The sequence below is a fragment of the Variovorax sp. J2P1-31 genome (assembly GCF_030317215.1).
Taxonomy (GTDB): domain Bacteria; phylum Pseudomonadota; class Gammaproteobacteria; order Burkholderiales; family Burkholderiaceae_C; genus Variovorax.
The window spans coordinates 734,939-751,201 of sequence record NZ_JASZYA010000003.1 but is presented as its reverse complement, the minus strand read 5'-3'; the positions used below and the strand labels follow the sequence as shown (position 1 = coordinate 751,201).

The following is a 16,263-nucleotide window of genomic DNA, read 5'->3' as shown; positions in this document are numbered from 1 at the left end:
GCAGCATCGGGCCGCGCGATGGCCGCCTTGCGAGGTGCTGGCGCGCGCCCCCGCCATGCACCCCTTCGCCCCTTCCCGTGAACCCTCCCCATGCCGGCCGTCATGCGACGCGTGCTGGCCGTCGTGATCGTGATGGCGAGCGTGTGCGGCATGGCGCGGGGCGCCTCGACGGTGCCGGTGGCCGCGCCCGCGGCGCCGGCCGGCGTGCTGCGCTTCGACATCGCCGCGCAGCCGCTGGCCGAGGCGCTCACGGCCTTCCATCGGCTCACCGGCGCCTCGCTGCTCTACGACGCCAGCACCGCCAGCGGCCTGAGCGCCGCCGCGGTGCAGGGCGAGATGACGCCGGCCGCTGCGCTGCAGCGGCTGCTCGAGGGCACGGGCGTGGTGGCGCGGCCCACCTCCGCCACCGGCTTCCTGCTGGCGCGCGAGCCGCTCGAGGCGGCCGCGCCGCTGCCCGCGCCCGCCGCGGCGCCGGCCGATGCCGTGCAGGCCGTCCCCGACCCGGCCCTGCTGCGCTACCGCGGCCGGCTGCAGGCGCGCATCCTGTCGGCGCTGTGCGCGGACCCGCGCACCGTGCCCGGCACCTACCGGCTGGCGATGAACCTCTGGGCTGGCGCCGACGGCCGCATCGCGCGCCTGCGCATCCATCCCACGGGCGAGGCGGCGCGCGACGCGCGCATCGAAGCCCTGCTGAGCGGCCTCGACCTGGGCGACGCGACACCGGCGCCGGGCACCTCACCGGTCGCGCTGCTGGTGCTGCCGCGGCCGCCGTCGCAGACCGGCGACTGCGCCGCGGAGGCCCCATGAGCGAGATGCCGACCGAGCTGCTGCGCTTCTTCGTCGACCGCTACGACATGCTCAAGCGCAAGCTGGTCCACCGCCTGGGCTCGACCGAGATGGCCGAGGACGTGCTGCACGACACCTACGTCAAGCTCTCGACCCGCGCGCTGGGCGCGCCGGTCAAGAGCCCGCAGAGCTTCCTGCTGCGCACCGCCGTCAACCTGGCGATCGACCGCATCCGCGCCGACCGGCAGCTGCTGTCGATGGAGGAAGTCGACGCGCTGCTGTTGCCCGACAAGGGCGCCAACCCCGCCGACGCGGCCGCGGCGCGCATCGAGCTCGAGGCCGTGGCGCACGCCATGGACCGCCTGCCGCCGCTGCGCCGCCAGCTGCTGTTCGCCTCGCGCGTCGAGGGCACGCCGCAGAAGGAGCTGGCGCAGCGCTACGGCATCTCGCTGCGACGGGTCGAGCGCGAGATCCACCTGGCCCACGCCTTCTGCGCCGAGCAGATGCAGATCCACCGGACATAGAGAAAAATAGTTGGCGGTCGGAGGCCGCGCCGTTCGTCCAGGTGGAGTGCCCCGGACTTTTCACGGCGTGAAGGCGGCGCGCTTCCGATCCATCGATGAACCTGAACATGGCTTCCAACTCCTCCGGCGAACCGGCGTCCTCCCTCGACGAGGAGGCGCGCGCCTGGGTGCGCCGGCTGCAATCGGGCCAGGCGCGCGGCCGCGATGCGCGCCTGCTCTCGGACTGGTGCGCGCGCAGCGCGGCGCACCGCGAGGCCTTTGCGCGCGCGCGCCAGGAGTGGCGGGACATCGGCGCGGTCGCGCTCACGCACGGCCGGCTGTTCCCGCGGCGCCGGCGGGCCGATGCCGAGGGCGCGGTGCTGGCCGGCGTCGACCCGCGGCGCCGCTGGTTCCTGGGCGCGGGCCTGTCGGCCGCGGGCGCGGCGGCGGTGGTCGCGGCAGTGCGGCCGCCGCTGGGCCTCTGGCCTTCGTGGGACGAGTTCGCGGCCGACTACCGCACGGGGGTCGGCGAGCAGAGCCGGGTGGCGCTGTCCGATGCGATCGACCTGACGCTCAACACCCGCACCAGCCTGTCGCTGCGGCCGGCCGGCACCGCCGAGGAGGGCCGCCGGCTGCGCCTGATCGCGGGCGAGGTCGCGGTGCGGCGCGGCCCGGATGCCGCGCCGCTGACGCTGGACATCGAGGGCGCGCAGGTGCTGCCCGGCGTGGGCAGCGTCGAGCTGCGGCGCCTGGCCGACCGCTGCGTCGTGACCTGCACCGAGGGCTCGGCCGTGGTGCTGTCCGACGCGGGCCGCCTCGCGCTGCGCGCGGGGGAGCGCGTGGGCGTGGGCGCCGGCGGCGTGTCGCGCGTGGCCACCGTCGACGTGGCCCAGGCCGCGGCCTGGCACCGGGGCGTGGTGGCCTTCGACAACACGCCGCTGTCGGAGGCGGTGGAGGAGATCAACCGCTACCGCGCGGGCCGCGTGGTGCTCACCAGCAACGCGCTGGCCCGCCATCGGCTCAGCGGGCATTTCCGCATCGATGCGCTGGACGAGGCGATCGGGCAGATCGAGGTGCTGTTCGGCGCGCGTGTCACACGGCTGCCGGCCGGACTGGTGATGCTGGGGTAGGCGAGGGCGGCGCGCAAAAAAGTTCGGAATTGCTGGCGGGTCTTTCGCGCTGCAACGTCTAGGGAAGGTCGTCCATTCCGCGCCCGCATGCGAGCGCCGGACAGCCCGAATCCAACCGACGTCCTCACGAGTCCCCTCATGTCGCCACGCCAGAGCCCCGCACGCCCCGTCCCCTCCCTTCATCCCGATCGCGGTGCCGCGCGCGGCCGGCCGATGCGCTCGCCGCGCCTGAAGCCCGTGACCGCGGCCGTCGTCGTGCTGCTGCTCGCCGGCGGCGCCCACGCGCAGCGCGCGCTGGGCCCCGCATGGATGGCGCAGAAGAACCTGGTGCAGAGCACCGCGGCCGCGACCGGCCGGCTGCCCAACGGCCTGCCGGTGTCCTCGCTCAACAGCCCGCTGGCACAGCAGCAGGCGGCCAACGCGCAGCTCGCACGCTCGATCGACAACCTCAACCTCGCGGCGCGCGGCATCGCGGCGCAGCAGGCGGCACAGGCCGCGGCACGCGCGGCGGCGCTGGCGGCCGGCGGTGGCGTGCCCGATGGGCTGGCCGAGGGCGGCCTCAAGGTCGACACGAACAGCCTCACGGCGGGCTGGTTGAACGCCAACGCGCCGGTGCCATCGCAGGTCGAGGGGCGCACCAACGTCGCGATCCAGCAGACCGCCGACAAGGCGATCCTCAACTGGGAGACTTTCAACGTCGGCAGGAACACGACGGTCGAGTTCAAGCAGCAGGCCGACTGGGCCGTGCTCAACCGCGTCAACGACCCGAACGCGCGGCCCTCTCAGATCCAGGGGCAGGTCAAGGGCGACGGCACGGTGATGGTGGTCAACCGCAACGGCATCGTGTTCAGCGGCTCGAGCCAGGTCGACACGCGCAACCTGGTGGCCTCGGCCGTGGGCATGAGCGATGCGCAGTTCAAGAAGGGACTGTTCAGCGAGGCCCAGGGCACGAAGTTCATCCCGAGCCTGGCCAACGACCTCGCGACCACGGCGAGCAGCTTCAGCCACGGCGCGGCCACGGCCGATGTGGTGGTCGAGGCCGGCGCGCGCCTGCAGACGGCGCAGCCGACCAGCGTCACCGACGGCGGCGGCTATGTGCTGCTGGCGGGGCGCGAGGTGCACAACGCGGGCCAGATCCACACGGCCGCCGGGCAGACGGTGCTGGCCGCGGGCGATGCCTTCGTGATCCGCCGCGGGCAGGGCACCGAAGCCAACCCGAACGCGACCACGCGCGGCAACGTGGTGACCACGCTGCGCCTGGACGGCTCGGCCGCCGGCCTGGTCCGCAACACCGGCCTGATCCAGGCCGTCACCGGCGACATCACGCTCACCGGCCAGGATGTGCGCCAGCAGGGCGTGGCGGTGGCCACCACCTCGGTGAACGTGCGCGGCACGGTGCACCTGAACAATGCGGGCGGCGACACCGACGGCCGGGTCCAGCTGGGCGAAGGCAGCCTCACGGCCGTGCTGCTGTCCGAGTCCGCCGCCACCGCGCTGGACGCGCAGCGCGATGCGTTGCTCAAGGACTCCGACAAGAGCGGCGACGGCGTGCAGCACCGGCGCGACCAGTCGCTGGTGCTGATCGACAGCGCGGGCGCGGTCGACTTCCGCGCCGACTCGCTCACGCTGGCCACCGGCGGCCAGGTGCTGGTGAACGCGGCACGCGCCGAACTGGCCGCGCGCGCCGCCATCGACGTGTCCGGCGCCGTGGGCGTGCGCGTGGCGATGGAAGCCAACAACGTGCTCATCAATGCGCAGGGCAACGAGCAGCGCGACGCGCCCGTCAACCGCGACGGCAAGAGCCTGAACAACAAGAACATCTGGATCGACCGGCGCACCCTGGTCAAGGTCCCGGCGGGCACCAACGGCTACGCAACCGACCGCTGGTACACGGCGGGCGGGTTGCTCGAGGTGGGCGGCTACCTGGGCATCACCGGTCACGGCATCGGCGAATGGGCGGCGCAGGGCGGCACGGTGCAGTTCACCGGCGGCGAGGTGGCCACCCGCGAGGGCAGCCTGATCAACCTGGCCGGCGGTTCGCTCGACGTGCAGACCGGTTATGTGAAGCAGACCTTCCTCAAGGGCTCCGACGGCCGCCTCTACAGCGCTTCCCGTGCACCGGGCGACCTGCTCTACACCGGCGTGTACCAGGGCTTCGAGTCCACGCATGCGCGCTGGGGCGTGACCGAGAACTTCGCCAGCCCGCTGATCGCGCCGGAGCGCCGGCTGGAGAGCGGCTACACGGTGGGGCGTGATGCGGGCCGGCTGATCGTGGCGACGCGGGCGGCCGAACTGCAGGGGCAGTTGGAGACGGGCGTCTACCAGGGCCCGCAGCAGACGCGCGCCCGCGATGCCGGCCTGGACGGCTATGCGCAGGCGCAGACGGCGGCGGCGCGCGGTGCGCAACTGATCGTGGGCCGCTACACCGCGGTCTACGACAAGGACACGCGCACCCTGCGCGACAACCCGGGCGCCGTGGTGAACGAGGTGCTCATCGGCAACGCCGGCACCGGTCCGTCCGGCGCCGGCCGCATCGTGCTGGATGCGGCCTGGCTCGGCGCGCAGCGGCTCGACACGCTGCATGCCTACGCCCTCGGCAGCGTGACGGTGGACGAGGCCGTCAGCGTGGCGCAGGGCGGCAGCATCGCGCTGCATGCCACCGAGGTGCAGGTGAATGCCGACCTTACGGCGCGCGGCGGCAGCATCGCCCTGGGCAACCTGGTCGAGCGCATCACCAGCGTCAGCCTGGGCTGGCTCTACAGCCCCATCGCCGCGCAGACGCCGGCCGGCGCCATCGAGCGCACCACCGTGGCCGGGGGCGTGACGCTGGATGCGCGCGGCGTGTGGACCAACCTGCGCCAGGACGCGAGCGACGCCGGGGGCCTGCCCTACGTCCACGGCGGCCGCATCGCGCTGCGCAGCAGCGGCGACGTGACGGTGGGCGCCGGCGCGCTGCTCGACGTGTCCTCGGGCGCGGCACTGCTGGCCGACGGCAAGACGCGCGGCGGCAAGGGCGGCAGCATCACGCTGATCGCCGATGGCCTGCCGGCGGGCAGCGGCAAGGCCGGCCACCTGCGTCTGGAGGGCGAGCTGCGCGGCCACGGCGTGCAGGGCGGCGGTACGCTGCACCTGCAGACCGGCGACGCGGTGGTCATCGGCGGCCAGGTCGCCGGCAGCGACGGCACGCTGGCGGCGGGCCAGGCCTCCCTGTCCGACCTGGTCACGCAGGGCGCGTTCACCGTGGCCGAAGGCGCGGTGCTGCCGGCCGACTTTCATTTCGTGCGCACCCGCGCGCTGCCGGGCGAGGCGGTCGGCGGCTCGCCGCTGATCGACCTGAACCAGTCCGCCAGCTGGATCACGCTGGCCGCGGACTGGCTGGCGCCGGTGCCCACCGGCAGCAACTCCTACTCCATCGTCCGGATGGGGGGGCAGCAGATCAACATGTACGCCTGGAACCAGCCGGTGCGCGTGCCGGCCGGCACCGTGATCATGGCGATCAGCAACGCGAGCGGCTTCCCGGTGAGCTATGTGCTGCCGGCCGATGCCTTCCCGGACGGCATGGGCATTGCGCCCTCGGCCGGCGTGATGAAGGCCGGCACGCTCGCGCCCAAGGACATCACCTATGCCGCCGGCACCGTGTTGCGCGCGGGCACGGTGCTGCCGCAGCCGGTGGCCGTGGCGCCGCTGATGCACGTGGCGGCCGACACCTTCGGCCTGGGCTTCTCGCGCTACGAGGTGGTGGGCCTGGGCGGCGTGGCGGTGGCCGAAGGCGCCGACGTGGCCGTGCGCATGCCGGTGCTGCAGATCGATCGCCGCGCCGCCCACGACCTGGCCACGGGCGCCGAGCCGGCGCAGGCGCTCAACCTGTGGGAGCCGCCGCTGTTCACCGAAGACGCGGCGGCGCACCGCCTGGGGCAGCGCGCCGGCGCCAGCATCGCGCTGACGGCCGGCCGCCAGGCCAGCGCGCTGGCGCCCACGCTGGCGGTGGGTGCCGATGCGAAGCTCACGGTCGATCCGGGGCAGGCCATCACGCTCACCGGCAACGGGCAGATCACGATCGAGGGCGCGCTGCAGGCCGCCGGCGGCCGCATCGAGGTGCAGCCGCTGGGCTATGGCAATGACGACATCGCTTCGGTCAAGGCGCACGACCGCTCGGTCTGGATCGGCTCGCGGGCCGTGCTCGACGTGGCCGGGCTGGCCGCCACCGCCACCGATGCGCTGGGGCACCGCTATGGCACGGTGCTGAACGGCGGCAGCATCCAGATCGGTGGCGGCTACCGTGCCGACGCCACCCTGGCCAATGGCATCGACAACTTCATCGTCGTGCGTCCCGGCGCGCGGCTGGACGCCTCCGGCACCTCGGCCCTGCTCGACCTGCCGCAGCAGGGCGCCACCGTGGTGGCCTCCCACGGCGGCCTGATCTACCTGAGCAGCTTCAACGGCCTGTACCTCGACGGCGAACTGCGCGCGGCCGCGGGTGGCGCCGGTGCCGCGGGCGGCACGCTGGCCCTGGCGCTGGACACGCCCAACTACGTGAACAGTGCCGGCCCCGACGCCGGCGTGCTGGTGCAGCGCGAGATCGCGCTGCTGAGCCGGCAGGCGCCCGAGGCGCTGGCGGCCGGCCTGCGGCCCGGCCAGGCCGATGCGGCGCTGGTGTACGGCCATGCGCGCCTGGGCGCCGACCGCGTCGGGGCCGGCGGCTTCGACAACCTGAGCCTGCTGTCCGGCGGCGTGATCACGCTGGAAGGCGGGCTCGACCTGAGGCTGGGCCAGAGCCTGCGCCTCACGTCCGGCAGCATCAGCCTGGCCGAAGGGTCCGCCGAGGGCGCCAGCGTGCGCCTGGCCGCGCCGCAGGTGCGCCTGGCCGGGGTCACACGCAACCAGAAGGACTTCAACCTGCTGCCGCGTGCGATGCCCCAGCCTTCGGGCATCCTGGGCATGGTGGAAGTGGCCGCGGGATCGCGGCTGCTGGTGGAGTCCTCGCTGCTCGACGTGCTCGACGAAGTGAAGTTCGGCACCTTCGGCCAGGTGCGGGCGGCCGATCCGCTCATCACGCGGCCCGGCTTCGACCTCGTGACGCTGCGCAGCCAGGGCGACATGCGTTTCCTGGCCTCCAGCCGCGGCGTGGGTTTCAATACCTCGCTCAGCACCGTGGGCGACCTGGTGCTCGCGGCCAGCCAGCTGTACCCGGCCACCGACGCCCGCGCGCAGGTCGTCGCCGGCCAGCGCGGCGCATTGTCCAACTGGGGCAGCTTCGAGATCGGCTACGACCCGGCGCGCAGCCTGCGCATCGAGCACAGCGGCGGGCCCGCAACGGCGCTGCCCTACGCGGTGTTCGGTTCGCTGCAGCTGCTGTCGGCCAACGTGGTGCAGGGCGGCGTGGTGCGCGCGCCGCTGGGCACGGTCACGCTGGGCGTCGGCACGGCCCAGGGCACGCCGCCGTCCACCGTGCAGCTGCTGCCGGGCAGCGTCACCTCGGTGAGCGCGGCCGGGCTGGTGATGCCCTACGGCGGCACGGTCGACGGGCTGACCTACAACTATGCCGGCCTCGACGTGCCCTACTACGGGCTGGGCGACCTGCTGGGCAGCGTGCGCCTGACGGCGCGCGACATCGATGTGCAGGCCGGCGCCACGCTGGACCTGCGCGGCGGCGGTGAGCTCCAGGGCGCGGGCTTCCTGTCGGGCCGTGGCGGGTCCACCGACGCGCGCCTGCACCCGCTGCTGCAGGTGCAGGCGAACGGCCGCTTCGTGCTGCCGGGCCTGGCCACCAACCCGGTCTACGCCATCGTGCCGGGCGTGCAGGCCGCGGCCGCACCGGTCGCGGCCGAGAAGGGCGCGGGCGACCCGGGGGTGGGCCGCCAGATCACCATCGGCGCGGGCGTGCCCGGGCTGCCCGCGGGCACCTACACGCTGCTGCCTTCCAGCTATGCGCTGATGCCCGGCGCCTTCCGCGTCGAACTCAACGGCCTGGCCCCGAGCCACGCCGCCTTCGGCCTCACCCACGCCATGCGCAATGGCTCGTACAGCACGGCGGCACGCCTGGGCGTGGCCCACACCGGCATCGTCGATGCGCTGGGCACGCAGGCCGTGCTGACGCCGGCCGACACGCTGCGCAGCTACGCGCAATACAACGAGACCAGCTACGCGCAGTTCGGCCTGAACTGGGCCCTGCGCGACAGCGTGCCGCGCCCGCAGCTCGAGCGCGATGCGCGCGTGCTCTCGCTGCTGCCGGGCGCGCAGCTGCAGATCGCCCCCGGCACGGTGCAGTTCGCCGCGGCCGAGGGAGGGCGCGGCGGCACGGTGTCGCTGCTCGGATCGCGGATCGAGGTGCTGGCCGCCGGCGCCGCGCCCACCGCGGGCCACGACGGCCTCTCGGTGCAGGCCGACCTGCTCAACGGCATCGGCGCCAGCGTGATCGCCATCGGTGGCTTGCCTGCCTCGACCTTCAGCGCCGTCGCGGGCTACGGCTCGACCGCCGACGCCTGGCGCGTCGGCCTGGGCTCGTCCTCCAGCCCCACCAGCGAGATCGTGCTGCGCGCGGGCGCGGTGCTGTCCGCCCCGCAGGTCTTCCTGGTGACCGGCCGCGCGGACGGCGGCATCACGCTGGAGCAGGGCGCGGGCATCGACACCCTGCGCCGCGGCGCGGCCGCCTGGAGCGCGGCCGACGGCTACGTCGTCGCGCCGGGACCGACTTCCGTGCTGGCGCTGAGCAACGGCCGCCTCGACGTGCTGCCGCCCACGACCACCAGCACGCCGGGCGCCGGCGCCGGCCGCATCCACATCGGCAGCTGCGCCGCCGGCGCCGGCTGCACCGGCGAGACCCGCCTGTATTCGGAGGGCACCATCACCGCGGTGACCGACCAGTCCTTCCTGCTGGACGATTCGGTGCGCTATGGCGCGCGCGACCTGGTGCTGGCCGTGGGCGCCATCAACGTTGGCACGCAGGCGCAGCTGGCCACCGCCCATGAGGGCGGCATCCTGCCCGCGGGCCTCACGCTCGACCAGCAGGTGCTGGACCGCCTGCTGCGGGGCGACACCCGCACGGGTGCGCCCGCACTGGAAAACCTGGTGCTGAGCGCGCGCGACGCGGTCAACTTCTTCGGCAGCGTGAAGCTGTCGACGGTGGACGCAGCCACCGGCCGCTCCGCGTTGAAGAACCTGGTGCTGGGCTCGCCCGCGATCTACGGCTGGGGCGAGGCCGGCGACGTGGCGCGCATCGAGACCGACACGCTGGTGTGGAACGGTGCGCTCACCCCGCCGGGCGCGCTGGTGACCGGCGGCGCCGGCAGCGGCAGCGGCCGCTTCGTGGTGGACGCGCGCCAGATCGAATTCGGCTACGGCCCGCGCAGCCAGGCCGACACCCTGAACAGCCACGACCGCCTGGTGCTCGGCTTCGACAGCGTGCACCTGAACGCCAGCGAGCGCATCACCGCCAACCACAAGGGCTCGCTGGCCGTGTACCGGTCGCAGGGCGCCTGGGACGACGTGGCCCAGGCCTACCACTACAGCGGTGGCGACCTGCACCTGCTGACACCGCTTTTGACCGGCCACGCCGGCTCGGTGAACACCCTCAAGGCCGGCGGCGCCATCACGGCCAAGGCCCCGGCCGGCAGCGCCTCGCCGTTGCCCGACAACGCCACGCTGGCCGATGCGCTGGGCGCCACGCTCTCGCTCGATGCGGGCCGAGGGCTCACGCTCGACACCGCGGTGCTGCTGCCCAGCGGCAAGCTCGGCCTGTCGGCCGGCGAGGATGTGCGGCTGGACGACGGCGCGCAGCTGGACCTGGCGGGCCGCAAGATCGACTTCTTCGACGTCAGCAGCTACAGCTGGGGCGGCGAACTGAAGCTGGAAAGCCGCTCCGGCGACGTCACGCAGGCCGCCGCTTCGCGCATCGATCTGTCGGCGGCGCGCAACCGCGCCGGCCGCCTCGCGGCCATCGCCGCCGAGGGCGCGGTGAGCCTGGCCGGCGCCATCGACGGCCGCACCAGCGGCCGCTACGACGCCGGCGGCACGCAGGTGCCCTTCGCGGCCGGCACGGTGGAAGTGCATGGCCTGCGCATCGACGACTTCACCGGCCTCAACAAGCGCCTGACCGACGGCGGCGTGTTCGGCGGCCGCAGCTTCCGCCTCGGCCAGGGCGACCTGGTGATCGGCGACGAGCTCAAGGCGCGCGAGATCAACGTCTCGGTGGACCACGGCCAGCTCACGGTGAACGGCCGCGTCGATGCCAGCGGCGAGCAGGCCGGCACCATCCGCCTGGCCGCGAACCACGGCCTGACCCTGGCCGGCACGGCCGTGCTCGATGCCAGCGCCAGCGTGCTGCGCCGCGACAGCTACGGCCAGGCCATCGAGGCGCCCAACCGCGCCGTGATCGAGATCGATGCGGGCGACGGCCGCCTGGTGCTGGCGCAGGGCGCCACCCTGCGGCTCGACGTGGCCGGCGCGGATGCCCGCTACGGCACGGTGGCGCTCAATGCCCGGCGCCTGGGCGGCGCCACCGGCAACGACGTGGACATCGATGCCGCCGGCGCGCTGACCATCACCGGCGCGCGCTCCATCGCGCTCAACGCCTTCCAGCGCTACGACGACGCGCCCCTGGGCACCGAGACCACGGTCGACGGCCGCCCCTACCAGGCCATCGACCAGGCCTGGCTGGACGCGCGCCACGCCGAGAGCGCCACCTTCATCGGCAACGCGCTGGCCAACGGCGCGCTGATGAATGGCAGGCTCGCCGGCCTGCGGGCCTACACCGACCAGTTCCGCCTGCGTCCCGGCGTCGAAGTGGCCACCACGGGCGACCTGCATGTGGATGGCGACATCGACCTGTCGGGCCACCGCTACGCCAGCGTCAACCCGCATTCGCAGCGGACCGGCGTGCACGGCTCCGGCGAGGCCGGCGCGCTGGTGCTGCGCGCGGGTGGCAACCTGCAGATCTTCGGCAGCATCAGCGACGGCTTCGATGGCTCGCGGCTGGGCGAGACGCCCGACGACAAGGGCTGGGTGCTGCCGGCCGGCCGCATGCCCTTCGGCGGCGACCTGGTGATCCCGCATGCGGGCGTGGCCACGCTGGACGTGGGCACGGTGTTCAAGGCCGGCCGCACGCTCAACTACGACCTGCCGGTCACGGACCTGACGCTGCCCGCCGGCAGCGTGCTGCCCGTGGCCATGCCGCTCGGCCAGAGCCTGACGCTGCCTGCCGGCACCGTGCTGGCCGCGGCCGTGCGCGATGCCGACGGCACGCTGCTGCACGCCGCCGGCACCGTGCTGCGCGAGCCGCTGCTGCTCGCGGCCGGCCTGCGGCTGGAGGCGGGCTTCCGCCTCACGGCGCTCACCAAGCTGGCGGCCAGCGTCTGGCCGGCCGGCCGGAAGCTGCCGATGGACCTCACGCTGGCGCAGCCGCTGACCCTGGCCAAGGGCGCGATCGTGCCCTCGGAAACCGACGTGGTGCTGCCGGACGGCGCGACGGTGGTCGATCTGCGCCCCGCCGACGCGCAGGGCCGGCAGGGCCGCACCTGGGCGCTGGCACCCATGCTGGCGCCGGGCTCGCAGTCGAGCGACCTGCGCCTGGTGGCCGGCGCCGACCTCGGCGCCGCCGATTCGCGCCTGACCCGGCCCGGCAGCACGGCGCGGCTGCAGCTGGCCGATACCCACTTCGGCCTGGGCACCGCCTACGACCAGACCTACCAGCTGCCGCTCGGCGTCGACCCCGGCTTCCTCGAGATGATGAGCCTGTACTACGGCTTCGACTGGCAGCCGGGGACGCTGCTGAAGCCCGACACCATCCAGGTGCTGAAGGACTACGGGCTGATCTGGCAGAAGGTCGAGGAACTCAACGATTACGGCTTCGGCACGGTGGTCGAGTTCCTGGGCGAAGAGACGGTGATGAAGCCGGCGCGCCAGCAGCTGTTCAGCGTGCTGCGCACCGGCACCGGCGATCTGGACCTGATCGCCGCCGGCGACCTGGACCTGCGCACGCCCTACGGCGTGTACACGGCCGGCACGCCCTCGGCCATGCCGGGCGCGGGCTTCGACCGTGCGCGGGCCCGGGCCGCCGACGGCACCATCCTGCAGACCGCAGGCGCGGCCTTCGAACCCCTGGTGGACGGCGGCGCCGCCAGCCTCTATGCGGCCTGGTACCCCGAGCGCGGCGGCAACGTGCTGCTGCGGGCCGGTGGCGACCTCACGGGCGACCTGATCGGCAACAACGCCGCCTACATCGAGCCCTACTACACCTTCGGCACCACGCGCCAGCAGCACGCCAGCACGGCGGTGGGCAACTGGCTCTGGCGCCAGGGCACCGGTTCGGTGGAAAGCGGCGCCAGCGCCGTGCCCACGGCCTGGTGGATCAATTTCGGCACCTACGTGGGCGGCGGCGCCGACGGCCATCCCGACGAGTACGGCACCTACCTGTACGGCAACGACCCGTCCCTGGTCGGCTTCACCGGCGTCGGCACGCTGGGTGGCGGCAACCTGCGGGTGGAAGCGGGCGGCAACGCCGGCATCATCGACCCGCGCGGCAGCACGCGGCCCAACCCGTCCGGCCAGCAGCTCGACCCGTCGTCGCACAACCCGCGCAGCCAGGGCCTGCACCTGGCCGTGGCCAGCACCGGCCGCATCACGGCCGACGGCACGCTGGTGCAGACCGGCGGCGGCGACCTGGACCTGCGCCTGGGCGGCACGCTCAACCCCGACGCCACCTGGCGTCGCAACGAGCACGACCTCAACAGCACCTTCGTCAACCTGCGCGGCGCGCTGCACATCGACGCCGGGGCCATCGGCGGCACGCAGCCGCGCTATGGCGCGCTGAACCTGGTGGACACGCGCACCGGCGACCCGTTCGCGGCCGGGGCGGTGCTGGCCGGCGGCGGCCCGATCCTGGTGCTGGGCGACAGCACGGTGCGCATCGAGACGCGCGGCGACCTGGTGCTGGGCGGCGTGGCCGACCCCGGGCGCACGCTGATGCTCGAATCGACCTCGTTCTCCTACCAGGGCACGCAGCATGCGGACCTGGGCTGGACCTGGTTCTCGATGTGGACGCCGGCCACGGCCCTCGACCTGCTGAGCGCAGGCGGGAACCTCACCCCCACTACGGCCTGGGCCGAAGGCGGGGCGCAGGAAGACGTGCGCTGGAACGGCGACGGCCGCAACCAGTCGTCCAACAGCGATGGCTATTTCTATCCATCCATCGTGCGCGCGGCGGCGGCCAACGGCAGCCTGTACTACGGCGTGAGCACCACCCCGCTGACCAACAACTTCGGCCGTACGCCGCTGCGCGTGGGCTTCGGCGTGGTGCTGGCGCCGTCGCCCACCGATGCGCAGTTCGCCAATGCCACCGGCCGCGGCGAACTGCAGCTGCTGGCGCGCGACTCGATCTTCGGCAGCGGCTTCGTGTTCAGCGCCTCAACGGCCGACCCGGCCGCGCTGGCCAGCGTGTTCCGGCCCGGTTTCGTCGGCCAGGTGGCGGACTCGGGCGGAGGACCCTACGGTTGGGATCCGCTCTGGGTGCACAACACCGCGGCCGAGATGGCGAGCCGCAACACCTGGATCAGCACGCAGGGTGGGCGCTACAACGTGGCGCCGCTGTTCACCTTCGGCAGCACGGCCACCAGCGCCTACGCCAGCGTGGGCCAGGCACCGGCGCGCTACTACGCGGTGGACGGCGACATCGTCGGCCTGCGTGTGGGCCAGGAGGTGCTGCTGGGCTTTCCAGCGGGCGCCCAGGGCTCGCGCCATGAAGGCTCGATGCCGGTGGCGATTCGCGCCGGCCGTGACATCACCGATTCGGGCACGCAGCTCGGCCGCGCCGACACCACCGTCAATGTCAAAGGCTCCATCGGCGACACCCGCGGCAACCTGATCGCGCACACCTTCGCCGATGACGTGTCGGTGGTGCAGGCCGGCCGCGACATCCGCTACAGCAGCTTCTACGTTACCGGCCCCGGCCTGCTGGACGTGAGCGCCGGTCGCAACGTCTACCTGGCCGACAAGGGCGAGTTCAAGAGCCTGGGCCCGGTCGTCGACGGGGTGCCGGGCGACCGCGCCAGCGGTGCCAGCATTGCCGTGGCTGCCGGCCTGGGCACGGGGGCGCACTGGGACGCGTTCGCCGCGCGCTACCTGGATCCGGCCCACCTGGCGAACCCCGATCTGCCCTTTGCCGACCAGCCGGGCACCGCGCTGACCGTGTACAGCGGCCAGCTCAGGCTGTCGCAATGGCTGGCGCGCGAGTTCGGCTACACCGGCGACGAGGCCGGCGCCGAGGCCTTCCTGGCCACGCAGCAGGGCAAGCTCGACCGACAGCGCGAGCAGACCCTGGCCGGCGGCGGCACGGACGCCGGCCGGGCGCTGGCCCGCGAGTACAAGGTCGAGAGCCGGCTGCACCTGGTCAACTGGCTGAACGAACGCTTCGGCAAGGCGGGCAGCAACCGTTCGGGCCTGCACTTCGATGCCGCCACCATGGATGCGCGCGCCTTCTTCGACGCGCTGCCGGCCGAGCAGCGCAGCGCCTTCCTGCGCAACGTTTACTACGCCGAGATCAAGGCCGGCGGGCGCGAGTACAACGACGAGGGCGGCAAGCGCTTCGGCAGCTACCTGCGCGGGCGCGAAGCCATCGCCACGCTGCTGCCCTCGCACGACGCGCAGGGCCAGGCGCTGTCGTATGCGGGCGACCTGACGATGTTCAGCAGCGCGCTCTACTACAACGCCGACTATGTGAACAACAACACCGGCCAGGCGCGCCCGCGCCCCGGAGTGAACTACCTGACCTACGCGGAGTGGGTGGCGCTGAACCGGCCGGGCTACGGCGTGTCCTTCTACGACGTGCTGGACGCGGGCATCCACACCAACTTCGGCGGCGACATCAGCATCATGACGCCGGGCGGGCGCACGCTGGTGGGCGTCGACGGCGGCTTCGTGCCGGGCCCGGGCTCGGGCGTGATGACGCTGGGCGAGGGCGACATCCACATCTACGCGAAGGGCGACATCCTGATGGGGCAGAGCCGCATCTTCACCACCTTCGGCGGCAGCATCCTGGCCTGGTCGGCCGAGGGCGACATCAACGCCGGCCGCGGCGCCAAGACCACGGTGGTGGCCACGCCGCAGCGGCGCGTCTACGACAGCGTGGGCAACGTGACGCTGTCGCCGGCCACGCCCAGCACCGGCGCCGGCATCGCCACGCTGAACCCGATCCCGGAGATCCCGCCGGGCGATGTCGACCTGATCGCGCCACTGGGCACCATCGATGCGGGCGAGGCCGGCATCCGGGTCTCGGGCAACGTCAACCTGGCGGCGCTGCAGGTGGTGAACGCGGAGAACATCCAGGTCAAGGGCCAGTCGATCGGCATGCCGGTGGTGGCCTCGGTCAATGTGGGCGCGCTGACCAACGCCAGCGCCGCCGCCGCGCAGGCCGCGGGCGCGGCGCAGGAGGTGATGCAGCGCGAACGCGCGGCGGCACGCCAGGCGCTGCCCTCGGTGTTCACGGTGCGGGTGCTGGGCTTCGGCAACGAGCCGGTGGACGGCGGCGGCGCGCGCTCGTCCGGCGCCCCCGCGGCGGCGCCGGTCGGCTACCGGCCGGAGAGCGCGGTGCAGGTGCTGGGCCAGGCCAGCCGCGTCGACGAAGGCGCGCGCAACCAGCTGACGCCTGCCGAGCGCCGCACGCTGGGACTCTGAGCCCGCGATCCGGTTCTCTCGTCTCGTGAAGAAGGCGGCCGCCGCAAAGGGGCCGCCTTTCTTTTTTGATGAAGTTTTCGTGACAAACGACAGTCGCCGCGCGCCGGTTGCGTCTATGTATCCGTACGCAACTGCGACATGAAGGACTTCCATCATGGGTCGGCTTCGACCGTGCGCCG

General features: G+C 73.3%; 4 protein-coding genes. All 4 read left to right on the top strand.

From position 1 onward, the window contains the following. Positions 1-90 precede the first annotated feature (90 nt). The 4 genes from QTI20_RS23315 to QTI20_RS23300 all read left to right on the top strand — a co-directional run bounded on the left by QTI20_RS23315 (position 91) and on the right by QTI20_RS23300 (position 16,084). A complete protein-coding gene (locus tag QTI20_RS23315) occupies positions 91-807 on the top strand; it encodes an STN domain-containing protein (protein ID WP_286553957.1) in 717 nt (238 codons plus the stop codon). Further along, positions 804-1,310 carry an RNA polymerase sigma factor gene (locus QTI20_RS23310; RefSeq protein WP_286553959.1) on the top strand — a complete coding sequence of 169 codons (507 nt, stop codon included), beginning with the start codon at positions 804-806 and terminating at the stop codon, positions 1,308-1,310. The genes QTI20_RS23315 and QTI20_RS23310 overlap by 4 nt, the downstream gene beginning before the upstream one ends. Before the next feature lie 107 nt (positions 1,311-1,417). After that, positions 1,418-2,419, top strand: a complete 1,002-nt coding sequence (locus QTI20_RS23305) for a FecR family protein (RefSeq protein ID WP_286553961.1) — start codon at positions 1,418-1,420, stop codon at positions 2,417-2,419. A gap of 138 nt (positions 2,420-2,557) precedes the next feature. After that, positions 2,558-16,084, top strand: coding sequence for a filamentous hemagglutinin family protein (locus QTI20_RS23300; protein ID WP_286553963.1), 13,527 nt, complete (start codon positions 2,558-2,560; stop codon positions 16,082-16,084). Positions 16,085-16,263: the final 179 nt, after the last annotated feature.